The organism is Neobacillus drentensis, assembly GCF_036965425.1.
Classification (GTDB): domain Bacteria; phylum Bacillota; class Bacilli; order Bacillales; family Cytobacillaceae; genus Neobacillus; species Neobacillus drentensis_F.
This window is the reverse complement of the sequence record NZ_JBALPP010000010.1, coordinates 66,269-90,405: the sequence shown is the minus strand read 5'-3', so window position 1 is coordinate 90,405 and position 24,137 is coordinate 66,269. Positions and strand designations below refer to the sequence as shown.

Sequence of the window (24,137 nt, the reverse complement as noted above, 5' to 3'; positions counted from 1 at the left end):
GGCTATTTTCGCATAAATTGTTTTTCGTTTACGAAAAGAGCCCTATCTAAAAGCTCCCATTAGAACGGCATAATTGAAGGTGAACAATTTTGGAACATATATTAGGACAAGAGTGGGAAATTATCCCTGCTGGAGGCGCGACAGGAGAAGCATTTTATGCAAGTTATGAAGATCAAAGGCTTTTTTTAAAGCGGAATTCTTCACCCTTCCTAGCGGTACTATCGGCAGAAGGTATCGTCCCAAAGCTTGTTTGGACGAAACGGTTGGAAAACGGAGATGTCATAACAGCACAGCAATGGCTTGAAGGCCGGGAACTGAAACCATCTGAGATGAATCAGGAGCTTGTTGCCAGGCTGTTGAAAAAAATTCACCAATCAGAGCCGATGCTGGGTATGCTTAGCCGGTTAGAAAAATCACCCTTGGATCCCGAGACCCTTTTTCAATCAGTGATAGATGACTTGGATGAACAAATCCTTGAATTTTCTGAAGTACAAAAAACATTGAACTTCCTAAAGAAGGAAGCAAAAAATGTTTATAGTGAAGAAAAAGTGGTATGTCACGGTGATGTGAATCATAACAACTGGCTGCTTGCGGAAGACAACCAGTTGTATTTAATTGACTGGGACGGGGCGATGATAGCCGACCCTGCAATTGACCTTGGCCTGCTTCTTTATTGGTATATTCCAGAAGAAAATTGGCAGGATTGGCTTAGCATGTACGGAAAAACGCTGACCGATCATTTAAGGCTTAGAATGAAGTGGTATACGGCTTTACAGACCTTATCTTCAATTCAATGGTATAAAAATAAACACCGCATCGAAGAAAGGGATAAGTGGATAAAGTTTTTAGCGGAAATCCTCTAATTAAGAAAACTGACCAATATCGTTTACCCATTGTGAAAGGTTTTCTTGGTTAGATTGGATATGTTCATCCAAATTGGACGTCCCTGCACCATACTGGCTGTATTGATAAACCTCCTGCAAAATGTTTTTAACATTCTGATCGACCTGTGTGTTTACCATGAGGGATTTCACTAATCGTTCTAGTTGTTCACATTCTGCTACAGACCCGCAGCAATCCGTTTGATGATTGTTTAATATATCCTTTAGTAAGGCAACCTGGTCATTATGACTTAAAGGCATGACAAAACACCCTTTCAAGTGGGATTTTAATAAAAAGAATTCACAGTTAGGTTGTGAATTCTTTTTTTGTTTATGCATTTTGCTTTTTTCCAATAAGATTGGCTTGCAAGTGAAAGTATCACGTGTTATGGTTTGAACGAAATTATTTTTTAGGAGTGCGAATATGAGACTTAGAAATAAACCTTGGGCAAAGGATAAAATAGAGCAGCATCCTCAATATATCGTAGCGGATCCAGAATTGTATAAAGGTAAATGGCATGAGGTATTTGGAAATGAACAACCTCTTCATATCGAGGTTGGAACTGGAAAAGGCCGATTCATTACCGAAATGGCTAAAGCGAATCCAGAAATTAATTATATGGGCATTGAATTGTATAATAGTGTCATCGTTGCGGCTTTAGACCGTTTAATTGTAGCGGATTTGCCAAACCTTAGACTACTTAATGTGAATGCTGCTGATTTAGAGAAATATTTTGCGAAAAATGATGTTGACCGAGTTTATTTAAATTTCTCAGATCCATGGCCAAAAGTACGTCATGAAAAAAGAAGATTGACCTATAAAGATTTCTTAAAACTTTATGAGGATATTATGGTTGATGGCGGGGAAATTCATTTTAAAACAGACAATCAAGGCCTGTTTGAATATTCGCTAATGAGCTTTTCAGAATACGGCTTATTATTAAAATATCTTAGCTTAGATTTCCATAAGAGTGGGTACGAAGGTAACATCATGACGGAATACGAAGAGAAATTCTCCGAATTGGGGAATCGTATCTACCGCTGTGAAGTAAAATATCAAAACTTATGATCAGAACAGTTCCATTTATGGACTGTTCTTTTTTCTTTTTCCTATATATGGGACAATGCTAAAATAGAATAAAGGGGGTTGAAAGGATGCAAACATTAAATATTGGAAACGTAACACTGACATGGTTATCAGGTGGAGTTACAAATTTAGATGGCGGTGCTATGTTTGGCGTGGTTCCCAAAGGATTATGGTCGAAGAAATATCCACCTAATGAGAAAAACCAAATCGAATTGCCAACCGACCCAATTCTAATTCAAATGAATGGTAAAAATTTATTAGTTGAATCCGGGATTGGCAATGGAAAGTTAACGGAGAAACAACTAAGAAATTATGGGGTGACAAGGGAATCTGAGGTTGACAATTCATTAGCCAATCTGGAATTAAATGCCGGGGACATCGATTATGTGTTAATGACACATTTACATTTTGACCATGCCTGTGGATTAACGAAGCTTGTAGATGGCAGGTATACATCTTCCTTCCCAAATGCGAAAATCATCACTTCAAATGTGGAATGGGAAGAGATGCGCAACCCGAATATCCGGTCCAAGAATACATATTGGAAAGAAAACTGGGAAGCCATTGAAACACAGGTCGAAACATTCGATGAATCATGGAGTTTTGGAGCGATTCGAATGATCCATACAGGCGGGCATAGCGACGGGCATTCGATCCTTATTATTGAGGATGAAGGAGAAATGTCCATCCATATGGCGGATCTCATGGCGACACATGCACATCAAAATGTTTTATGGGTTATGGCCTATGATGATTATCCAATGGACTCCATTGCTGCAAAGGAAAAATGGGTATCCTATGCAATCGAGAGAAAGGCATGGTTTACGTTTTACCATGATGCCTTTTACCGAGCTGTCAAATGGGACTTAGATGGAAAAATAGTTGAAGGCATAAAACGGATTTAAAAAAAATTTAAAGACCATTGTTCATATTTAACATTGTTGATTGGAGCGGAAGGCGCGAAGACTCCTGCGGGAGTACGGGGCAGGGGAGACCCCGGAGGCGCTGTAGCGCCGAGGAGGCTCCNNAAGCGAAGCGCCTGGAGTGCAAATCAACAACCTTTTTAACATATAAGCCCAACAAACAGCCGCATCAATGTAAGATGCGGCTGTTTGTTAATCGCTTGTTAAAGGTTGTATATCTATGATGGTACCTGTTTGGGCATCGGCGATAAACTCAAATTGTTCATTTAATCCGTTGTTGTTTTTGGAGATGCCGCCTTTGTATACCCGATATTTAATTTGCTGCTTTTCGTACGGCTCATCAGCCATGTGGATCCACGAACCACTAATAGGTCCATTTTGTTTAAATTGTTTCTTGACGTGTGCCAAAACCTTTTCAGGTGAGACAGTTGTTTTTTGGTTTAGGATTTCCTTTGCCGCATACCCGCCAATGGCACCAAAGGCAGCACCAAGAAGAAATGATTTCCAATTCAAAAAAAAGCACCCCCATCTATTCAGAAAAATCATGAGCAATCAATCCCAACTTTAGTATATCTTATTTGGATAGTAGAGGATAATATAACAGTCGAATTAGAAATAGTGGTAAGGGGTTCGGATTTTCTGTAAAATAAAAGGATACATATTAATATCTAAGAAAAACTAAAGGAGTCTGACAATGAACGAACAAACCTTAAAGCTTTTTCAAACGCTAACAGAGCTCCCTGGAGCCCCTGGAAATGAACATTTAGTTAGAAATTTCATGAGGGAACAATTATCAAAGTATTCGGACGAAATCGTTCAAGATAAATTAGGCAGCATTTTTGGTGTGAAAAAAGGTTTTGGACCTACCGTTATGGTGGCAGGACATATGGATGAAGTAGGTTTTATGGTTACTGCCATTACAGATAATGGCATGCTTCGTTTTCAGCCGCTTGGCGGATGGTGGAGTCAGGTGATATTAGCGCAGCGTGTTCAAATCATGACAAAGAATGGTCCTATTATCGGAGTGGTCGGGTCCATCCCACCCCATCTTTTAGACGAAGCGAAACGAAACAAGCCAATGGAAATTCAAAATATGCTGATTGACATCGGGGCAGATGATCGTGAAGATGCCGAAAGGATTGGAATTAAGCAAGGTCAGGTAATCCTGCCGATTTGTCCGTTTACGCCGATGGCAAATGAAAAGAAGATATTAGCAAAAGCTTGGGACAATCGCTATGGCTGTGGCCTCGCGATTGAATTGCTTCAAGAACTAAAGGATGAGAAATTGCCTAACACCCTTTATTCAGGTGCAACAGTTCAGGAGGAAGTAGGCCTGCGTGGAGCACAAACGGCTGCCAATATGATTAATCCTGACATTTTTTTCGCGCTTGATGCAAGTCCTGCTAATGATATGACCGGAAACAAATTAGAGTTTGGTCATTTAGGAAAAGGGGCATTGCTCCGTATCCTAGATAAATCGATGGTTACACATCGCGGGATGAGGGAATTTGTTCTCGATATGGCTGAAACGCACAATATTCCTTATCAATATTTTGTTTCACAAGGCGGAACAGATGCCGGTCGTGTACATCAATCCAATCAAGGTGTTCCAAGTGCAGTTATTGGTATTTGTTCACGTTATATTCATACTCACGCCTCCATCGTTCACGTCGATGATTATGCCGCTGCAAAAGAATTGTTAATTAAATTAGTGAGGTCTTGTGATCAAACGACAGTAGATACGATTAAAGCAAACAGTTAATTTTAGGGGGGCATTCTACATGCCTCCTTTTCATATGCAAAAGGAGATGTATACATGAAAATCATCATTGGATCAAAAAACTTGGCAAAAATTACAGCAGTAAAAAATTGCTTCCCTAATCAAGAGGCAGAGTTTATTGCTATGGATATTCCTTCAGGAGTAAATGCACAGCCCTTTTCAGATCAAGAAACAATTCTTGGGGCGGTTAACCGGGCAGTTGAAGCGTTAAATCAAGGCAATGGCGAAATTGGGATCGGTCTTGAAGGCGGCGTACAAGAAACAAGCCAGGGCTTGATGATTTGTAACTGGGGAGCGCTGGCATCAAAAGATATGGCACCGATTATTGCCGGTGGTGCTAGGGTTTTATTGCCTGAAGAAATAGCAGTAAGGCTTCGCGCAGGAGACGAGCTCGGACCGGTCATGGATGATTACGCAAATATGAAAAATGTCAGAAAACACGAAGGGGCAATTGGAATTTTCACAAATGGCCTCGTTAATCGAGTGGAAATGTTTACCCATGTCATGAATCTCCTTATTGGACAATATACCTATCAAAAAACACATTTAAAAGATTAATCCCTCTTTTTCGACGGTATTTTTCGACAAAAAGGCTTGTCTTTTGAATATTCTGGAATGTATGATGTAGATAGGACTATTGTCGTGTATAGGGGGAGTGCATCCTGAAACTTTTTAAAACTATTACCATATTGAGCTTATTATTTTTTGTATTAGGTGCCTGCAGCCATGCTTCACTGAAGGATGAAAGTAATAACACGATAAAAAAAGTGAAATCAACCTTTCAGGAAGCAGCGGAACAGCCAAATGAGAAGAGTGGAAAAATTCATTTCTATTTACCCGATGGTTATAAAATAAAAGATGAAAAACCCAATAACATCATTTTAAAAAATGGCTCTAAGACCTATATACTTTTCGTAAATCCACAAGAAGGCAGTTTAAGTGAAGTGGTTTATAACGGAACCGTTAAGCAATATAAGCAGCTCAATACAAATGAAAAATTCACCTCAGACAATAAATTTGGCTTTTTAACCATTAAGGAATTAGATGATGATCAAAACGAATTGACAGTCGGAATAGGCGGTACAAAAATAACGACTCAGACGGAAACCAGTGACTTGGTTGAAGATGGGAAAGCGATGATGCAAATTGTTAATTCAGTTAAGTTTGGTAAATAATAGGCAAGTCATGGGACATTTCCAAAATGCAAATCCATGGACTAATCGGCAGAATGGCTGATATGATTTAAGAAGATCAAGATAATTCAAACGGAGGCGTTGAATTTGAAACATTTAGAATCAATCGAGGAATTTGAACAGCTAAGAGATAATGGGAAAACGATTTTTATGTTTTCAGCAGTGTGGTGTGGAGATTGCCGTTTTATTGAACCAGTACTGCCTGAAATTGAAGCGAAATTTACGGAATATACCTTTATCCATATAGACCGCGATCAATTTATCGATTTATGCCAGCAAGTAGATGTGTTTGGAATTCCAAGCTTTATTGCTTATGAAAACGGGAAAGAGCTTGGCCGTTTTGTAAGTAAGGATCGCAAAACGAAAGAAGAAATTGAAGGATTTATCACGGGGTTGAAATCATAATACCAACTCGCTCCCTCTCCTTTTGAGATGGGGGTTTTTTAATGTACAATAAGGAAAATACCTTTTAAGGAGGGAAGCAGGATGAAAATGGATAGTAAAAAGATGCGTAAAGAATTAGAAGCACGGTTGGCTGCCAAGGATCGTCTTATCACTTATGACCGCGAAAAAGATCAGCTTCGCATCGAAAGTAAAGTAGTCAAGAAGGGGATTACCATTTCCTTGCCTGGGATTGTGGCCAAATGGAATGCAGAAAAAGATAAGGCTATTGATGAAGTTGTTTATTATGTTGAAGAAGGCCTGCGTGCTATGGAGGATACCGTCCAATTAACGGATCACGAAAAAAGAATTTACCCTGTCATTCGCTCCTCATCTTTTCCGAAAGAAGCAGAGGAAGGTGTTCCGTTTTTAATGGATGAACATACCGCTGAAACAAAAATTTATTATGCCTATGATATGGGTAAAACCTACCGGTTAATTGATGCACGCGTGATGGAAAAAGAGGGATGGGTCCATTCCCGAATAAAGGAGATTGCCCTATTTAATGTAAGATCGCTGACAACACAGCTAAAAGAGGATCAGGTTGCCGGTAATACCTTTTATTTTCTTAACACGAATGATGGGTATGATGCCAGCAGGATATTAAATAAAGGCTTCTTAAATGATATGGAGAAACAAATTACCGGGACAATGGTTGTTGCTGTGCCGCATCAAGATGTATTAATTATCGGGGATATCCGTAATGACCGGGGATACGATGTATTAGCGCAAATGGCTATGAGCTTTTTTGCTAATGGCCGGGTTCCGATTACAGCGTTATCCTTTTTATATGAAAATGGGGAATTAGAGCCTATTTTTATTTTAGGAAAAAATAAATAAAATAGATTTCAAAGAGATCACATTCTAGGTGGTCTTTTTTCATTCATTCGAAGATATATTTCGGCTAATTCTGTGAAATTATGTCGAAAAAATATCAATTACTGATAAAATAGAATGATAGATGAAAGAGAAAGAGTGATAGTTTTGAGTTGGATCCAAGACTTTTTTCAAAGGTTTAAAAAAGATGAGGAAGAGGAATTTAACCATTTAACGATACATAATAAAAAAATGAATGGCCATCCATTTCTGAACAATGATGATAACATTAAGGATTTAGAGATTAGAATCTCTTATCAATATCCCAAAGGTGAGTTTAAGACTTCTTTCAGTTCAATCAGCAAAAGACGGACAATTGAAGAAACTCCTGCAATAAAAAGAAGAGCGGCAGTAATTCCGGAAAAAAGGGTTAGGAAAGAGAAAACGGAAAGACAAACGGTACATAAGGAAATGCCAAAAGAAAACAATAAAGTACCACTACCAAAGAAAGAACAGCCGGAAAGAATACGCGGTCCCTTTCATCCAACAGAAATCCCTTCACCTGTTTTTGGATTTAATAGACCTAAAAAAATTGATTCGATCATCGAGCATGAATTAAGCCATTTTTTGGAAGGGGAATTTGAAAGCAATCTAGATTCAATTGCTGCAACTGCGGAAACAGTCTATGAAACAGAAGAGATTGTTTCGGTTATGGACCATAATAATGAGCAGATAGATATTAAAGAAGAAGAGATGGCCGCAGTTGTTTCTTTACCAGTTGAACCCGAGCAAAGCGAAAATCTATATGAAAATAATGATGTTTCAGAAGAGATTGTTGTTGAGAAACCAGTTGAGCAGCTGGAACCATCAAGACCTATGCGGTCAAAATTACCATTTAATGTAATGATGCTCAAACAAGATAAAGAAAAATGGGAAGCAAGAAAAAGTACTAGAAGGGAAGAACGGGAGCAAAGGCCGAAGATAGAATCAAGCAAGATTGAAAGTGTTCAAACAAGCACTCCTGAACCTGAAAAGAAGGATGAAAGCTACCAACCCCCTGCTCCTGTAGACGGGTATAGGTTTCCGGATTCCAGCTTATTAAGCCCGCCTATTTCGGAAGAAAAGGATAGTGACTGGATTTTATATCAACAGGACCTATTAAATCAAACCTTACAAAACTTTAATGTAGGGGCAAGTGTCGTCAATGTTACTCAGGGGCCTTCTGTCACTCGTTTTGAGGTCCAGCCGGAGCCAGGAGTAAAGGTAAATAAAATAACCAATTTAAGCGACGATATAAAGCTTAGTCTTGCAGCAAGGGATATTCGAATCGAAGCGCCGATCCCAGGAAAACATACGATTGGTATTGAAGTGCCAAATCAAAAATCAAGACCCGTAATGATAAACGAAATTATCGGGAACCGTGTTTTTCAAGAATCAGCTTCACCACTAACGGCTGTACTTGGGCTTGATATTGGCGGCAACCCGATTGTAACCGACCTAAAAAAAATGCCCCATGGCCTAATTGCGGGAGCAACAGGCTCAGGAAAAAGTGTTTGCATTAACACAATTTTGGTAAGTCTGTTATTTAAAGCGAGCCCTGATGATTTAAAGCTTTTGCTCATTGACCCGAAAATGGTCGAGCTTGCGCCATACAATCGGATTCCACACCTTGTGAGCCCTGTCATTACGGATGTCAAAGCAGCAACAGCAGCTTTAAAATGGGCTGTAGATGAAATGGAGAGACGCTATGAATTGTTTGCTCACACAGGTGTTCGAGACATAAGCCGATTTAATGAACTTGCGATTCAGCATAAAAGATATTCAGATAAGCTTCCGTTTATCGTTATTATCATTGATGAGCTGGCTGATTTAATGATGATGTCTCCTGCGGATGTCGAAGAAGCCGTTTGCCGGATTGCCCAAAAGGCAAGGGCTTGCGGTATTCACCTCATCGTTGCAACGCAAAGGCCTTCAGTGGATGTTATCACCGGATTAATTAAGGCAAATATTCCAACAAGAATTGCTTTTTCTGTTTCCTCACAGGTCGATTCCCGTACCATTATCGACATTAGCGGGGCGGAAAAACTGCTCGGCCGTGGTGATATGTTATTTTTAGAAAATGGCTCGTCAAAGCCAGTCCGCCTGCAGGGTACATTTGTATCTGATGAAGAAATTGATATTGTTGTGGCCCATGTCAGGGAGCAGCGGGAGCCTGATTATTTATTTGAGCAGGAGGAGCTGCTTAAAAAAGCACAAGTCACAGAGGAGGAGGATGAACTGTTTTTTGAAGCCTGTGAATTCATTGTCGATCAAGGCGGTGCATCCACTTCGAGCCTGCAGCGGCGCTTTAAGATCGGCTATAACCGCGCGGCAAGACTGATGGATATGTTGGAGCAGAATGGATATATAACAAGTGCCAATGGCAGCAAAGCGCGAGATGTACTGATTACAGAGGCTGACTTAGAGTCAATACAAGATTCTAGTAATATTGGTTAATCTATAGTATTCTTTATTAACGTGAACAAATAATATATATTGCAAATATAAACGGAATCAAAGCTTCAATGCCACAAATAGTTTTTATAAGTAAACAATGCTATAATGATGAAATGAATTTATTTAGAAAGTATTTTGGACGTTTATGTGCATAAGCACATCCACTTTTGTTGTTAGCAAATACAGACAGATGTCATATACTGTTTTACAGATAGACGTTGGTTGGAGGTTCTTCTATGACTATTTACCATTTTGTAGGTATAAAGGGGTCTGGAATGAGTGCACTGGCACAAGTTCTTCATGATATGAAATTTCAGGTGCAGGGCTCCGATGTCGAAAAGCACTTTTTTACTCAGGTCGCACTTGAAAAATCAGGGATTAAGATCCTTCCCTTTCAAAAGGAAAATATCAAGCCAGGAATGACGATTATTGCCGGGAATGCTTTTCCCGATACCCATGAAGAAATACAAAGGGCTATGGAGCTCGGACTTCCTATAGTACGTTACCATCGCTTTTTAGGCGATTTTATGCAAAATTTTACGAGTGTTGCCATTACTGGCGCACATGGGAAAACTTCAACAACAGGGCTAATGTCCCATGTTATCGCTGGTGCCAAGCCGACCTCCTTTTTAATTGGTGATGGGACCGGTAAAGGGGAGGAAGGGGCGGAATACTTTGTTTTTGAAGCTTGTGAATATAGAAGGCATTTCTTATCCTATTTCCCTGACTATGCCATCATGACCAATATTGACTTTGACCATCCTGATTATTTTGCCAATATTGATGATGTATTTTCTGCCTTTCAGGAAATGGCTGTCCAAGTAAAAAAAGGGATATTTGCTTTTGGTGATGACGAACAGCTGCAAAAAATCCAGGCAAAAGTTCCTGTTTTGTTCTATGGATTTGCAGATGAAAATGACTATCAGGCTAAAAATCTCGTGAAGACGACGAATGGGACTACCTTTGATGTCTTTATTCGAAATACCTTTTATGATACTTTTTCCATTCCAACCTTCGGTGACCACAGTGTACTAAATGCATTAGCGGTCATTGGTTTATGCCATTATGAAGAAATCAATGCTGATACAGTCAAGGAAAGATTAATGACTTTCCAAGGTGTAAAAAGAAGATTTTCTGAAAAAAATATGGGTTCCCAAATCTTAATTGATGATTATGCCCATCACCCGACTGAAATTAAAGCAACCATTGAGGCTGCTAAGCAAAAATATCCTGACCGTGAAATTGTAGCTGTATTCCAGCCCCATACGTTCACTCGGACGCAGGCATTCTTAGAGGATTTTGCGGAAAGCCTGCGAAGGGCCGACAAAGCCTTTTTGTGTGAAATTTTTGGTTCTGCCCGTGAAAAGCATGGCAAGCTGTCCATCAAGGATTTACAGGAAAAAATTCCTGGGGCTGAATTGCTTACTGAAGAAAACACATCAGTGTTAAAAGACTTTAACAACAGTGTCATTATCTTTATGGGTGCCGGAGACATTCAAAAATTCCAGGAATCCTATGAAAAACAAGTTGTACAATAAAAAAGAAAGGATGCCGTCACAAGCGGCATCCTTTCTTTTTACTTCAATTTATCAGGATTTAATAACTCTAACTCCGGAAGGACAAACAGACCATCCTTGCGGATCAGAACATCATCAAAATACATTTCCCCGCCTCCATATTCAGGCCGCTGAATATTGACCATATCCCAATGAATGTTGGAATGATTGTCATTGAAGGCATCATCATAGCATTGGCCAGGAGTAAAGTGAAAGCTGCCCGCTATTTTTTCATCAAACAAAATATCCTGCATTGGATTGAGGATAAATGGATTGACCCCAATAGCAAACTCCCCGATATAGCGGGCCCCATCATCAGTGTCAAAGATTTTATTTATCCTTGTACTATCATTTGCTTCTGCTTCAACTATTTTTCCCTCTTTAAAGGTTAGCTTCACATTTTCAAATGTAAAGCCTTGGTATGGTGATGGTGTATTATAAGTAATGACCCCGTTAACTGAATTCCGGATTGGAGCCGTGTACACTTCCCCATCTGGAATATTTAATCTTCCAGCACATTTAATGGCTGGAATATCCTTAATAGAGAAAGTCAGGTCTGTGCCAGGACCGGTTATGCGGACTTTGTCTGTACGGTTCATCAAGTCTACCAGACTATCCATAGCTTTATCCATTTTTCCGTAATCCAGGTTACAAACATCAAAATAAAAGTCTTCAAATGCTTCGGTACTCATTTTTGCTAGTTGTGCCATGTTTGAAGTCGGGTAGCGGAGGACAACCCATTTTGTTTTCGGGACACGGATATCGCGGTGTACCCTTTTGCCAATGGTATTACCATGAATTTTCATTTTGTCATCAGGCACATCGGCCTGTTCATTGATGTTGCTGCCTGAACGCAGCCCTATGTATGCATCCATTTTACTCATAACATTTGCTTCAAATTCAGCCATCATATTAAACTGTTCTTCCTGGGCACCTAATAATAAAGAACGATCAACTTGATGATCTTTGATTAAAACGAAAGGATAACCGCCAGCTTTATAGGCTTCTTTCACAAGGGCTGTGACAAGCTCCCGCTGCAGCCCAAAGTTTTCAATTAGCACTTTTTCTCCTTTTTGAAGTTGTACAGAATAATTAATTAAATTTTTAGCTAGTTTCTCAATACGAGGATCCCTCATCATAATGCCTCCTACATAAAAAATTACATACAATTATTATTGTAACCGAAAGGAAAGGAAAAGTTCATAGATAAAGTTCCAACTAATGATTTGCGGATGAATTTTTTAAAACAATTGGCAGGAAATGAGGACAAAAATATTGAAGTAGTATAAGATTATTAGCGAGGTTTATATCCATCACTGATGGGTAATACATAATGATAGAGTTAAGGCGGAGGTATTACAATGCAAATTATTTTATACTTAAGCGTAGCCTTGATCGCGATTGCGTTTCTGGTGCTCGTCATCTACTTATCGAAAACGCTTAAATCGCTTCAAGAGACACTGGCAGGCGTTTCCGGCACGTTAAAGGGCTTAGAAAAACAGCTTGATGGCGTTATGGGTGAAACTCATCTGCTGTTACAAAAAACGAATGCATTGGCGGAGGATATTCAACAAAAATCCAAAGACCTAAATAGTGTGGTTACAGCGGTAAAGGATGTTGGTACTACTATTGCTGGATTTAATGGAACACTTAAAAGCATCACAACCTCAGTAGATCAAACAGTGGAGGATAGCAAGGAAAAGGTTGCACAGATCATTCAATGGAGCAATATTCTCCTCGAATTAAAGGATAAGTGGCAGGCTAGAAAGCAAGCAAATAATGAAGTGAATTCTGAAGTTAAACCGAGAATCAGAGCACATTAAATAAATCTAGGGAGGTAATAGAAATGTCAAACAGAGATTATGAATCTCGAGAAACAAACCAATCCCGCAATGAAGGAACATCCTCCGGCTTCTTATTTGGAGCGTTAATCGGCGGGGCAGTTGGTGCTGCAGCAGCGCTGCTTCTGGCTCCGAAAACCGGGAAAGAACTGCGTATAACTTTAAGTAGTCAAGCAGGTTCCATTATGGAAAAAACAGCCGATTTACGGGAAAATGTAGTGAGTAAAAGCAATGATTTAGCATCAAAAACTTCTTCACTTTCTCAAGGTTTAATCCAGCAATCCTCTGGGATGTTAAACAAGGCGAAGAACAAAGCGTTAAATAAAGCTGAAGCTGGCGAGGAATCAAGTCCAGCTTATATTTCAATAGGGAATCCAAAACCAACTTTTCCAAATAAAACAGTTGATGAGGCAACATTAGACAGTGTTGAAATCAGGAAAAGAATAGCGGAAGCAGAAAAGGCATTGCAAGAAGAAGAAAGTAAGGTCAAGCTTTAAATCGGTTTATTTGTTATAGGTACGGTGAAGTGATAAAATTACTTCACCGTTTATTTATTTTAGGGAGGTTTTTTTATGTTAGAAAAAATTGATACAGTTGAACAATTTGAGGATTTGCTCCAAAAAGAAAGTAAATTTTATTTGTTAAAGCATAGTTTAACATGTCCTATCAGTCATGCGGCGTATAAGGAATATGAAAAATATGCAGATGAAAATCACAATATTCCAACGTATTTCCTAGCTGTTCAAGATTCACGTCCACTGTCTAATGATATTGCTGAAAAATTTCAAATTAAACATGAATCCCCACAAGCTATTCTATTTTCAAATGGAGAACCTAAGTGGAATGCTTCCCATTGGAAAATAACCAATCGCTCTTTGGCAAATGCTATGAATGAAAATCAATAAAAAATAATTTGAAATTTATTCACATTTTCAAAATAGAAAACATAAATTGATTAAATATATGAAACAAATACTTTAACGCTTAAAAGCGTCTAATCATTAAAGAAAAAAGAGATGACAAAAAAATTAATTTCCGCTATAATAAAGCCTAATTAAAAAATGTTTTAAAATTTCAAACTTTTAACCTTGTGAACCAGTAAACATTTGCGAAAGAGTAATAATACTGATTTGCAAAAGAAAGGACGGGGATGCGTAATGGGTACAAATCAATTGGATCAATTGAGAGCGCGTGTAGATGAAGTGAACTTGGAGTTGTTGAGGCTGATTAATGAAAGAGCTCACCTCGTCCAAGAGATTGGGCAGGTAAAAGGTAATCAAGGAGTATACCGTTACGATCCAGTCCGTGAAAGAAAAATGCTTGAGGTTATCAAGGAACACAATGATGGTCCGTTTGAAGATGCAACTATCGATCATATCTTCAAAGAAATCTTTAAAGCAGGGTTAAATTTACAAAAAGATGATCATGAAAAAGCATTACTTGTCTCAAGAAAGAAAAAGCCAGAAGACACTATTGTTTCCTTAAAGGGTGAAACGGTCGGCGATGGTAAACCGCATTTTGTCTTTGGACCTTGTGCTGTTGAATCCTATGAGCAAGTAGCTACTGTGGCAAAGGCTATGAAAGAGAAGGGTTTAAAGCTTCTTCGTGGTGGTGCGTATAAGCCTAGAACTTCTCCATATGATTTCCAAGGCTTAGGGGTAGAAGGATTAAAAATTTTAAAACGTGTTGCAGATGAATTTGATATGGCGGTTATTAGTGAAATCGTAAACCCTGCTGATATTGAAATGGCGATTGATTACATTGATGTCATTCAAATCGGCGCCCGTAATATGCAAAACTTTGAACTATTAAAAGCGGCTGGTGCTGTTAGGAAGCCAGTGCTACTAAAAAGAGGTATTGCAGCAACAATAGAAGAGTTTATTAATGCGGCTGAATACATTATGTCACAAGGAAATGGACAAATTATTCTTTGTGAACGAGGAATTAGAACTTATGAAAGAGCAACAAGAAATACGCTTGATATTTCAGCAGTTCCAATTTTGAAACAAGAAACGCATTTGCCGGTAATGGTCGATGTAACACATTCCACAGGAAGAAGAGACTTGCTTCTTCCTGCTGCTAAGGCTGCCCTTGCTATTGGAGCAGACGGCGTAATGGCTGAAGTACATCCAGACCCTGCTGTTGCCCTTTCAGACGCACAGCAGCAAATGAATCTTGAGCAATTTGACCAATTCTATAACGAATTGCTTGCATCAAACTTTGTCCGGATTTAATATTGCCAATCATTCAAAAAAACCTTCTGCATTTGCCTGCAGAAGGTTTTTTGTTGAAAACAATAGAAAATATGACCAATGCGATTGCAGGTTTAATCTTCTTATCGTATAGTTAAAGACATATATCAAATTGTATATTTTCTCACAAAGCGGATAGGTTTTTACTAGCTGCAGTAAAATAAGAGAAATAAGGATCGTTTTAGGAGAGTGTTTAAACGTGAATATCACCATTTATGATGTTGCCCGCGAAGCTAACGTTTCCATGGCAACGGTCTCACGCGTAGTGAATGGAAATCCAAATGTAAAACCAGTAACCCGGAAAAAAGTATTAGAAGTAATTGAACGACTTGGCTACCGTCCAAATGCGGTTGCTAGGGGATTGGCAAGTAAAAAGACTACAACAGTCGGAGTCATTATCCCTGATATCTCTAACATCTTTTTTGCTGAATTAGCACGCGGTATTGAAGATATCGCAACGATGTATAAGTACAACATTATTTTAAGTAATTCCGATCAAAATAAAGAAAAAGAATTGCACTTGCTTGGTACGATGCTTGGGAAACAAGTGGATGGGATCGTATTCATGGGTGGAAATATTACCCCTGATCATGTTGAGGAATTTGAAAAATCACCAGTCCCAATTGTCCTTGCTGGCTCAATTGAAGAATCAGACAAGATTCCTTCTGTCAACATTGATTATGAAGAAGCGGTATATGATTCTGTTAAGGAATTCATTGAAAAAGGCCATAAAAACGTTGCCTTCGTGATTGGACCTCTTCATGAACCTAAAAATGCACAAAAAAAATTAAAAGGCTATGAGCGTGCTCTTCAAGATGCAGGAATTCCTTATAATGAAGACCTCGTCGTTGAAGGTGACTATACGTACGATTCTGGTATTGAAGCGTTTGAAAAAATGCTTGAAGCCGAGATGCGCCCTACTGCTATCCTTGTCGGTTCTGATGAAATGGCCCTAGGGGTGGTACATGGCGCCGAGGACAAAGGCTACAAAATTCCGGAAGACTTTGAGGTTATCACCTCCGATAATACAAGGCTTTCTTTGATGGTCCGTCCACAGCTGACCACAATTGTCCAGCCTTTATATGATATTGGCGCTGTTGCCATGCGGCTATTAACCAAATTGATGAATAAAGAAAAAACAACCGAAAATATTGTCATCCTACCACATCGAATTGAACATCGCCAATCCACAAAATAAGCATCAAAAAACACAAGAGAAGATTCTCTTGTGTTTTTTAATTTTTTAGTCCTCTAGTGTGGAGAGGTCGCCTGCTGGTAAATTCAATTCCCAAGCCTTTAAAACGCGGCGCATAATTTTTCCGCTTCGTGTTTTTGGCAGCTTGTCACGGAAATCAATTTCTCTTGGGGCAGCATGGGCGGCAAGACCTTTTTTCACAAATTGCCTGATTTCTTCTTTCAGCTCATCTGAAGCCGTATAGCCATCCCTTAAAGCGATAAATGCTTTTATAATTTCTCCGCGGACAGGGTCTGGTTTACCAATTACGCCTGCTTCTGCAACCGCTGGATGCTCGACAAGCTTGCTTTCTACTTCAAATGGTCCTACCCGTTCACCAGATGTCATAATTACATCATCAATTCGCCCTTGGAACCAGAAATATCCATCCTCATCCATATATGCAGAGTCACCGGAGAAATACCAGCCGCTCGGCATAAAATAGGATTCATATTTCTCAGGATTATTCCAGATTGCATGCATCATGGAAGGCCATCCTTTTTTAATAGCAAGATTCCCCATGCGATATGGCGGAAGTTCATTTCCTTGATCGTCCACAATAGCAGCCTTAACCCCTGGAATTGGCTTCCCCATTGAACCTGGCTTAATCGTCATGCAAGGGTAATTGCTAATCAGCTGGGCTCCAGTTTCTGTCATCCACCAGTTATCATGGATTCGGTGATTAAATACTTTCACACCCCATTTAACGACTTCTGGATTTAATGGTTCACCCACACTTAAAACATGGCGAAGACTGCTTAGGTTGAATTTTTTTACTAATTCATCACCAGCACCCATCAACATGCGGAAGGCAGTTGGGGCACTATACCATACAGTAACGCCAAAATCTTCAATCATTTGATACCAGGATTCAGGACTAAAGCGGCCGCCGATAATGACATTTGATGTTCCAGTTAACCATGGTCCAAAAATGCCGTAGGAAGTTCCGGTAACCCAGCCAGGGTCGGCAGTACACCAGTATACATCGTCCTCTTTTAAATCAAGCACCCATTTTGCAGTTTGGTAATGCTGGATCATTGCATTATGTACATGCAATACTCCTTTAGGTTTTCCTGTAGATCCGGATGTATAATGCAGGATTAGACCATCTGTTCTTTCTACCCATTCAATTTTAAGTTCTTTGCTTGCAGATTCAAATTCTTCTAAAAAGTTAATATATGACCCTTGTTCCACTACATTATTGCCCACAAGGAAAATATGCTTTAACGCAGGCAATTCGCTGACAGGGACTCTGTCTAATAACTCAGGTGTTGTAACCAAAACCTTTGCCTCACTGTCCTGCAGGCGATCCTTGACTGCACCTTCCATAAATGCTTCAAATAAAGGGCCGACAATGGCACCAAGTTTAATCGCACCTAAAACAGTAAAGTAAAGCTCAGGAGAGCGAGGCATAAAAATGAATACACGGTCGCCTTTTTCAACATCACCGTAATTCTTTAGAACGTTCCCAGCTTTATTGGAAAGCTCCTTCATCTCTTTAAAGGTATACTTTTCATTCCTTGACCCGTCACGATAATAAAGGGCAACCTTATTTTTTCGGAAGGTTTCTACATGGCGGTCAATCGCTTCATAGGCCAAATTCACAAGACCTGTTTCACTCCAAGAGAATTGCTTTTCCGTTTCTTTCCAGTCAAAATTCTTATACTTTTCCTCATAATTTTGTAAATTATGATCTCCTTGAACAACTGGTAACGCTTCCACTTTCATTTAATCTCCCCCTTGTTGTGTATTTTAAGATAATTATAGTACAAAAAGNNTACTAATAGTATTTGTCAACCTGTTTTATAAATCTGAAAATTTTGTTAAGTCGACTTTACTTACTAGATTTTATGTATAATAGATTTGAACAACGAATGATTTTTTTAGGTAGGTGACCGTATGGAACATAAAAAAACATATAATGCTAAACAACTCAAAACACCTCATGGGACCCTGATTATTGAAGGGCCTATTTCTTCCAATAAACTAGCAGGGCTTGATTTTCATGAAGACCTGATTGCTTTTCGCCCGCCAGAACAGCAGCATAAGGCTTTAATTGGGATTGCTGACCTTTCAGAAGGCAGAATTATTATTGCCAGGTATCGAAATACCATTGTTGGTTATGTCACCTTCCTTTATCCAGATCCGCTTGAAAGATGGTCAGAAGGAAAAATGGATAATTTAATTGAGCTTGGTGCCATTGAGGTCATTCCCCAATTTAGAGGCAGTCAGGTCGGTAAAAACCTTCTGATTGTTTCGATGATGGATGATGCAATGGAAGACTATTTAACCATTACAACCGAGTATTATTGGCACTGGGATTTAAAAGGAACAAAATTGAATGTGTGGGAATATCGAAAAATAATGGAAAAGATGATGAATGCCGGCGGCCTTGAATGGTATGCAACAGATGACCCAGAAATCTGTTCCCATCCCGCCAACTGCCTTATGGCGAGAATTGGAAAACGTATTGATAGTGAAACAGTCCAAAAGTTTGACCGCCTGCGCTTTATGAATAGATTTATGTATTAAATTTTTGCTGATATTGCCTGCACTAGAGGGGGAATTGTTTATGATCATTGAAGAAATCATGAAAACAGATGTCGCTACACTATATCCAGATAATACAATTGCCGATGCAATGGATTTAATGGAATTAAGAAAAATTCGCCATATTCCTATTATCACTTCAGAAAAACAATTGGTTGGTCTTGTTACCATTGCCGAAATTAGGGAGGCAACACCCTCCATTTTTCATGCGAATGAGCATCCGGAGGATTTAAAAAAGCCGCTTGAGACAATCATGGAAAAAAACGTTATTACTGGTCATCCTCTCGACTTTGTGGAAGAAGTGGCCGGCCTCTTCTATGAGCATAAAATAAGCTGTATTCCCATCATAAATGATCAAAAGTTGGTTGGCATTGTTACCGAAACTGATTTACTGCGAACCATGGTTGAGTTGACAGGTGCCCATCAGCCCGGATCCCAAATTGAAATAAAGGTTCCTAATTTAGCAGGCAAACTTAGTGAAATTACTACTGTTATTAAAAACCGGAAAGCAAATATTCTTAGTGTCCTAGTATATCCTGACAAATCGGATGATCAATATAAAATTCTCGTCATCAGGGTGCAAACGATGAACCCAACGGCGCTTATTCAAGATCTTAAAGAAGCTGGCCATCAAGTTTTATGGCCTAATCTGCCGGGGATTTCCCTATGAAAGATCAATGCTCCTTTGTTTTCTCAGAGGAACTGCTAAATTATAAATTTAGCAGTCATCATCCGTTTAACCAATTCCGGCTTAAATTAACAGTAGATCTATTAAATAAAATGAATGCCTTAAATCCTGAACACATCATCCCTCCAAGAATGGCTACCGACGAAGAATTAGCGCTTATCCATGATCAAAGCTACATAGAGGCAGTGAAAAAAGCTGGATATGGGCAGCTTCCGAACGAAATCGCTGAAAATTATGGACTTGGTACAGAAGATACACCTATTTTTCCTAATATGCATGAAGCAAGTGCCTTACTAGTTGGCGGTACTTTAACGGCTGTAGACGAAGTAATGTCCGGCCGAGCCTGTCATGCAGTAAATCTAGGAGGAGGATTGCATCATGGCTTCCGTGGCAAAGCCTCTGGATTTTGTATTTACAATGATAGTTCAGTAGCCATTAAATATCTTCAGGAGAAGTATAATGCCCGGGTATTGTACGTTGATACAGATGCCCACCATGGGGACGGAGTCCAGTGGTCCTTTTATGATGATCCGAAAGTGTGCACCCTTTCGATTCATGAAACAGGAAGATATTTATTTCCTGGTACAGGGAATATCAATGAAAGAGGACAAGGTTCAGGCTATGGTTATTCCTTTAATATCCCAGTGGATGCCTTTACTGAAGATGAGTCATGGCTGCATGCCTATTCTCAAGCAATTAAAGAAGTGGCTGCCTTTTTTAAACCAGATGTAATTCTGACGCAAAATGGGGCTGATTCCCATTATTATGATCCTTTGACACATCTATCAGCAACAATGAAAATCTACCGGGAAATTCCAAAGCTTGCCCATGAAATTGCTCATCAATATTGCAATGGAAGATGGATTGCAGTAGGAGGAGGCGGCTATGATATTTGGCGCGTGGTGCCGAGAGCCTGGGCGCACATATGGCTCGAAATGACTGAAAACTCAAATAGTTATGGCAGCTTGCCTGAGGAGTGGGTGGAGCACTGGCAAAAAGAGGCCCCTGTCCAATTGCCAAGGGAATGGGATGACCCAGAAAATTTATATACACCGATCCCAAGAAAAGCAGAGATTACCGAAAAAAATATACTTACACTCGAAAAGGCACTGTATCCGATTCGGAATCATCAAAAAAGTGAATCTGTATAATTTAACGTAAAAAAACACAAGAGATGTTAGTCTCTTGTGTTTTCTATTACGGTGCAGGAGTTGTTGCAGCACCAACAGTAACTTGATTAGATGGGGCAGATTCTTTACCAGCAATATCAACAGCCGTTACATAGTAATTCCCGTTGCCTGCCGTATAAGACCTAGAGCCGCTATTGACGCTGGCAACTATAATGCCGTCTTGATAAACTCTGTACCCGACAACATCATTATCACCAGGGGATGACCATGTTATTGTACTGCCAGAAACCGATAACCCTACGCTGTTAGGAGTTTTTCCGTTATCAACCATTTTTGCACTTGAAACAAGCACTTTGCCCCAACGGTCCTTATTTGGAATGAGCTGGCTATAATTTTTAAAGTTCTTTCCTACCATCCGAGTAATAAAGTCCGGATTTAGGATTAAACCAAACTGGGCAAACTCTTTTGGGGTAGAATCAAGGGCTAAATATCGTTTGTCGCCTATGGTGACAAATTTACCTTCAATTAAGCTATCATCAACTTTAGAAGGAACGTTATTAACATTAAAGTAATCACTCTCAATTAATCCCGCTTTGGTACATGCACTAGATGGAAGCATTCCGGAAACAGCACAATAAGAGCGTTTTACAATTCCTTCTGGCATTTGAAACGATTCTTTAGGATCAATTAAATCCGGTTTAAGGTTATAGGCAGAATTGATTAATTCAGCCCACAGATTATTCGTCCGCTGGCTGTATGACATCCCTCTAGACTGCAATGATTTAGGCGTATCATAACCGGTCCAAATACCAAAAGTGACATTTGGGTTGGTTGCAACGAACCAAGAATCAACATATTCATTACCAGTACCTGTTTTTCCTGCCCAATCGGCTCGGAATTTTAATTTACTGTTAATCCCTGCTGCAGTCCCCATTTTGATAACATCTCGCATCATGTCGAGCGTTAAATAGGCAGTCTGCGGTTTGAAGACGTCTACAGGCTTCACCTCGTGTTGATAGATAACTTTGCCGCTTTTATCAACAATTTTATCAATCATATAGGCATCGATAAATTTCCCGCCGTTCGCAAAAGTACTGAACGCATTTGTGTTTTCTTCTACAGTTACCCCCGTTATGGAACCAATGGCAGCTGAAAGGTTTGTATGATCCTCTTTACTAAGCGAGGTAAATCCCATCTTTTCCAAATACTTGGCGGGCTGCTGATTGACGATTTCAGAGTAAAGTTTCACTGCCGGAACGTTATAAGATTTTGCAAGTGCATATCTTGCTGAAACTAAGCCGCTATAGCGGTAATCGTAGTTTTGCGGCCATGGCTTGCTTCTGCCAGGAATAAAATTTAAGGCAACATTAGGAAGCGGTGTGCCAGGAGATGCTTTTCCCAACTCTATTGCAGGGCCGTATACAAGAAGCGGTTTCATTGTGGAAGCGTTTGGACGAAGCGAACTAGTTGCGTGATTCATCTGTTGTTTATCATAATCTCTTCCGCCAACAAAGCTGATAATTTTCCCAGTCTTGTTTTCAATTAGCTCTGCCCCGACTTCCACGGGTTCCATCACAGTTTTCTTTTCACCTGTTTCAGGATCCTTTTTCTCCTGGGGTTTATCTGGGCCGTAATATTTGTAATTATCCTTTACCTTTTGCATCGCGTCGTAAATATCTTGGTCGATGGTGGTATGGATTTGGTAACCATTTTGATGTAAAGCATGGTTGGCCATTGTTTGATATTTATAGTAAAGATTATCATCATTTTTTAAATCTTTGTCTGTATAGCCATCTTTTTCGGCGAAAACTGTTGTTAGAATCCCAACGGCTCGCTTTTCAATTTCTGTAGGCAGTCCTGGGTATTTTTCACTTGGAGTACTGATCGGCTTAATAAAATCTTTCGTAATATCGTAGGAAGATGCTTCTGCATATTGCGTTTGATTGATATAACCGCCATCGAACATCCGTTTTAAAACTGTTTTCATCCGTGTGAGTCCTGGTTCAAGATTGTTCTTGACTGTGCCTTCTCTGGTAAAAGGCGTATACCCAAATGGACTCTGAGGCAATCCTGCGATAAATGCTGCCTGCGGAAGTGTTAATTCACTAGCTTTTTTTCCAAATATACCTTTTGCGGCTGCTTCAACTCCAGCAATATTTCGGCCTGATGAATTTCTGCCAAAGGTGGATACGTTTAAGTAAGCTTCGAGGATTTCTTTTTTATCGAAGAATTTCTCTAAACGAAGAGCAAGTAAAATTTCATTGGCTTTCCTTTGAAAGGAAACCTCATTGGTTAAGAGCTGGTTTTTAATTAATTGCTGTGTTAGTGTACTGCCGCCAGATTGGACAGAAGAATTGGTCACTTCTTGAAAGAGGGCGCGGAAAACTGCCTTTGGCACTACGCCATGATGCTTATAAAAATATTCGTCCTCAGTAGCAACCACTGCATTGACTAGGTAGTCTGAAACTTGATCCAGCCTTACTTCTTCACGTTCAAGATCGGAGCGCATTTTTCCTAAATAAACATTGTTAGCAAAATATAATTCCGATGGTTCTGTATAATTATAAATATCTTTTTTCATACTTTCATATGAGCGGACAGGTTCGTCCTTTACTAGTGAGGCAAAATAACCAGCTCCAACCCCTGTAGCAAATGAACCACCAAGGATGATAACTGTTAAAACCAACAGGAATAGGTTCCAAAATACAGAATAGGTAATTCGGGCCCCTTTTACAGCCTTTTTATGGGTTATTAAGTTAAGCACGGATTTTGTTTTTTCTAGCCATGCTTGAATTTTTTCATTCATTAATAGCATCACCTCATCTAAAATCACATACATTATAGCATATAGAAGGTATAAAAACTGACAACGTTCTACATTTTTCTGAAATTTCCATTTCGAGTTTGACATAAGCAGAAAGATATGGTAAAAATGCTATAAGTTAAATTTCATAAACAAGCATTGAAGGGAACCAATTGTAGTTCTTCTATCCCTGTAAATTAGAGAGTCAGCGGCCGGTGAAAGCTGTCACAAATAGAAGAATGAATTACATCCTCGAGCTTTCTCTGTGAAAAGGTAAGTAGCAGAGAACGGTGAAACCGTTATATTTTTCGAGTTGGAGGAATATTCCTCAAGCTGGGTGGTACCGCGATTATTTCGTCCCTGCATTAATGCAGGGGCGTTTTTATTTTTTTTACCGGTTCATTGCCCGAAAAGGGAAAAAATAAGCTGTTTGGGTAAATGAAACCCCGGTTCATTGCCCGAAAAG

The 24,137-nt window shown here is 39.4% G+C and carries 23 protein-coding genes and 1 other annotated feature; of the genes, 18 read left to right on the top strand and 5 right to left on the bottom strand.

The annotated features are described in order from the left end of the window. Window positions 1–89: 89 nt before the first annotated feature. Window positions 90–863: a phosphotransferase family protein gene (locus V7161_RS02725; protein WP_335442155.1), complete on the top strand. Its 774-nt coding sequence runs from the start codon at window positions 90–92 to the stop codon at window positions 861–863. Here V7161_RS02725 and V7161_RS02720 read toward each other — a convergent pair whose 3' ends face one another. Next, a complete protein-coding gene (locus V7161_RS02720) occupies window positions 864–1,142 on the bottom strand; it encodes a YtzH-like family protein (protein WP_223595695.1) in 279 nt (92 codons plus the stop codon). Between the two features lie 163 nt (window positions 1,143–1,305). Between V7161_RS02720 and trmB the strand changes: the two genes are divergently transcribed. Together trmB and V7161_RS02710 are read left to right on the top strand one after the other, a co-directional pair. Further along, window positions 1,306–1,950, top strand: a complete 645-nt coding sequence (gene trmB / locus V7161_RS02715; RefSeq protein WP_335442154.1) for a tRNA (guanosine(46)-N7)-methyltransferase TrmB — start codon at window positions 1,306–1,308, stop codon at window positions 1,948–1,950. Between the two features lie 86 nt (window positions 1,951–2,036). Next, window positions 2,037–2,873 carry a YtnP family quorum-quenching lactonase gene (locus V7161_RS02710; protein WP_335442153.1) on the top strand — a complete coding sequence of 279 codons (837 nt, stop codon included), beginning with the start codon at window positions 2,037–2,039 and terminating at the stop codon, window positions 2,871–2,873. 210 nt (window positions 2,874–3,083) lie between these two features. Here V7161_RS02710 and V7161_RS02705 read toward each other — a convergent pair whose 3' ends face one another. Continuing rightward, on the bottom strand, window positions 3,084–3,404 hold the full coding sequence (locus V7161_RS02705) for a PepSY domain-containing protein (protein ID WP_335442152.1): 321 nt from the start codon (window positions 3,402–3,404) through the stop codon (window positions 3,084–3,086). A gap of 181 nt (window positions 3,405–3,585) precedes the next feature. On the opposite strand from V7161_RS02705, the gene V7161_RS02700 reads away from it, so the two are divergent. From V7161_RS02700 to murC, 7 genes are all read left to right on the top strand, one after another. Next, complete coding sequence (locus V7161_RS02700; protein ID WP_335442151.1) at window positions 3,586–4,653, top strand: M42 family metallopeptidase; 1,068 nt, start codon at window positions 3,586–3,588, stop codon at window positions 4,651–4,653. A gap of 54 nt (window positions 4,654–4,707) precedes the next feature. Then, window positions 4,708–5,229 (top strand): DUF84 family protein, encoded by a 522-nt coding sequence (locus V7161_RS02695; protein WP_335442150.1) that lies wholly within the window; start codon window positions 4,708–4,710, stop codon window positions 5,227–5,229. A 131-nt stretch (window positions 5,230–5,360) separates the two neighbouring features. Continuing rightward, window positions 5,361–5,846, top strand: coding sequence for a hypothetical protein (locus V7161_RS02690; RefSeq protein WP_335442149.1), 486 nt, complete (start codon window positions 5,361–5,363; stop codon window positions 5,844–5,846). Window positions 5,847–5,951: 105 nt separating this feature from the next. Beyond that, a complete protein-coding gene (locus V7161_RS02685; RefSeq protein WP_335442148.1) occupies window positions 5,952–6,269 on the top strand; it encodes a thioredoxin family protein in 318 nt (105 codons plus the stop codon). A gap of 87 nt (window positions 6,270–6,356) precedes the next feature. Then, window positions 6,357–7,145 (top strand): DUF1444 domain-containing protein, encoded by a 789-nt coding sequence (locus tag V7161_RS02680; protein ID WP_335442165.1) that lies wholly within the window; start codon window positions 6,357–6,359, stop codon window positions 7,143–7,145. 447 nt (window positions 7,146–7,592) lie between these two features. Then, the gene (locus V7161_RS02675) at window positions 7,593–9,617 is read left to right on the top strand and encodes a DNA translocase FtsK (RefSeq protein WP_420491556.1); all 2,025 of its coding nucleotides are present in this window, start codon (window positions 7,593–7,595) and stop codon (window positions 9,615–9,617) included. A 236-nt stretch (window positions 9,618–9,853) separates the two neighbouring features. After that, a complete protein-coding gene (murC, locus tag V7161_RS02670) occupies window positions 9,854–11,155 on the top strand; it encodes a UDP-N-acetylmuramate--L-alanine ligase (RefSeq protein ID WP_335442147.1) in 1,302 nt (433 codons plus the stop codon). Between the two features lie 38 nt (window positions 11,156–11,193). Here murC and V7161_RS02665 read toward each other — a convergent pair whose 3' ends face one another. Then, entirely contained in the window at window positions 11,194–12,309 is a 1,116-nt protein-coding gene (locus V7161_RS02665) for an aminopeptidase (RefSeq protein WP_335442146.1), read from the bottom strand. A 225-nt stretch (window positions 12,310–12,534) separates the two neighbouring features. Between V7161_RS02665 and V7161_RS02660 the strand changes: the two genes are divergently transcribed. The 5 genes from V7161_RS02660 to ccpA all read left to right on the top strand — a co-directional run bounded on the left by V7161_RS02660 (window position 12,535) and on the right by ccpA (window position 16,464). Continuing rightward, entirely contained in the window at window positions 12,535–12,996 is a 462-nt protein-coding gene (locus V7161_RS02660) for a DUF948 domain-containing protein (protein WP_335442145.1), read from the top strand. A 23-nt stretch (window positions 12,997–13,019) separates the two neighbouring features. Continuing rightward, complete coding sequence (locus V7161_RS02655) at window positions 13,020–13,511, top strand: YtxH domain-containing protein (protein WP_335442144.1); 492 nt, start codon at window positions 13,020–13,022, stop codon at window positions 13,509–13,511. A 75-nt stretch (window positions 13,512–13,586) separates the two neighbouring features. After that, window positions 13,587–13,919, top strand: a complete 333-nt coding sequence (gene ytxJ, locus V7161_RS02650; RefSeq protein WP_335442143.1) for a bacillithiol system redox-active protein YtxJ — start codon at window positions 13,587–13,589, stop codon at window positions 13,917–13,919. A gap of 252 nt (window positions 13,920–14,171) precedes the next feature. Then, on the top strand, window positions 14,172–15,248 hold the full coding sequence (locus V7161_RS02645; protein ID WP_335442142.1) for a bifunctional 3-deoxy-7-phosphoheptulonate synthase/chorismate mutase: 1,077 nt from the start codon (window positions 14,172–14,174) through the stop codon (window positions 15,246–15,248). Window positions 15,249–15,465: 217 nt separating this feature from the next. Continuing rightward, window positions 15,466–16,464 carry a catabolite control protein A gene (ccpA, locus tag V7161_RS02640; RefSeq protein ID WP_335442141.1) on the top strand — a complete coding sequence of 333 codons (999 nt, stop codon included), beginning with the start codon at window positions 15,466–15,468 and terminating at the stop codon, window positions 16,462–16,464. A gap of 45 nt (window positions 16,465–16,509) precedes the next feature. Here ccpA and acsA read toward each other — a convergent pair whose 3' ends face one another. Further along, window positions 16,510–18,228, bottom strand: coding sequence for an acetate--CoA ligase (gene acsA / locus V7161_RS02635; protein ID WP_335442140.1), 1,719 nt, complete (start codon window positions 18,226–18,228; stop codon window positions 16,510–16,512). Between the two features lie 171 nt (window positions 18,229–18,399). Here acsA and V7161_RS02630 point away from each other — a divergent pair, with 171 nt between their 5' ends. The 3 genes from V7161_RS02630 to V7161_RS02620 are packed head-to-tail and all read left to right on the top strand — an operon-like array spanning window position 18,400 to window position 20,889. Then, window positions 18,400–19,032 carry a GNAT family N-acetyltransferase gene (locus V7161_RS02630; protein ID WP_335442139.1) on the top strand — a complete coding sequence of 211 codons (633 nt, stop codon included), beginning with the start codon at window positions 18,400–18,402 and terminating at the stop codon, window positions 19,030–19,032. A gap of 40 nt (window positions 19,033–19,072) precedes the next feature. Next, window positions 19,073–19,720 (top strand): acetoin utilization AcuB family protein, encoded by a 648-nt coding sequence (locus V7161_RS02625; protein WP_335442138.1) that lies wholly within the window; start codon window positions 19,073–19,075, stop codon window positions 19,718–19,720. After that, the gene (locus V7161_RS02620; protein WP_335442137.1) at window positions 19,717–20,889 is read left to right on the top strand and encodes an acetoin utilization protein AcuC; all 1,173 of its coding nucleotides are present in this window, start codon (window positions 19,717–19,719) and stop codon (window positions 20,887–20,889) included. Before V7161_RS02625 ends, V7161_RS02620 begins: the two co-directional genes overlap by 4 nt. Window positions 20,890–20,935: 46 nt before the next feature. Here the strand turns inward: V7161_RS02620 and V7161_RS02615 are convergent, their stop codons facing one another. Continuing rightward, window positions 20,936–23,674: a transglycosylase domain-containing protein gene (locus tag V7161_RS02615; RefSeq protein WP_335442136.1), complete on the bottom strand. Its 2,739-nt coding sequence runs from the start codon at window positions 23,672–23,674 to the stop codon at window positions 20,936–20,938. A gap of 147 nt (window positions 23,675–23,821) precedes the next feature. Beyond that, window positions 23,822–24,036, top strand: a binding site (T-box leader). Window positions 24,037–24,137: the final 101 nt, after the last annotated feature.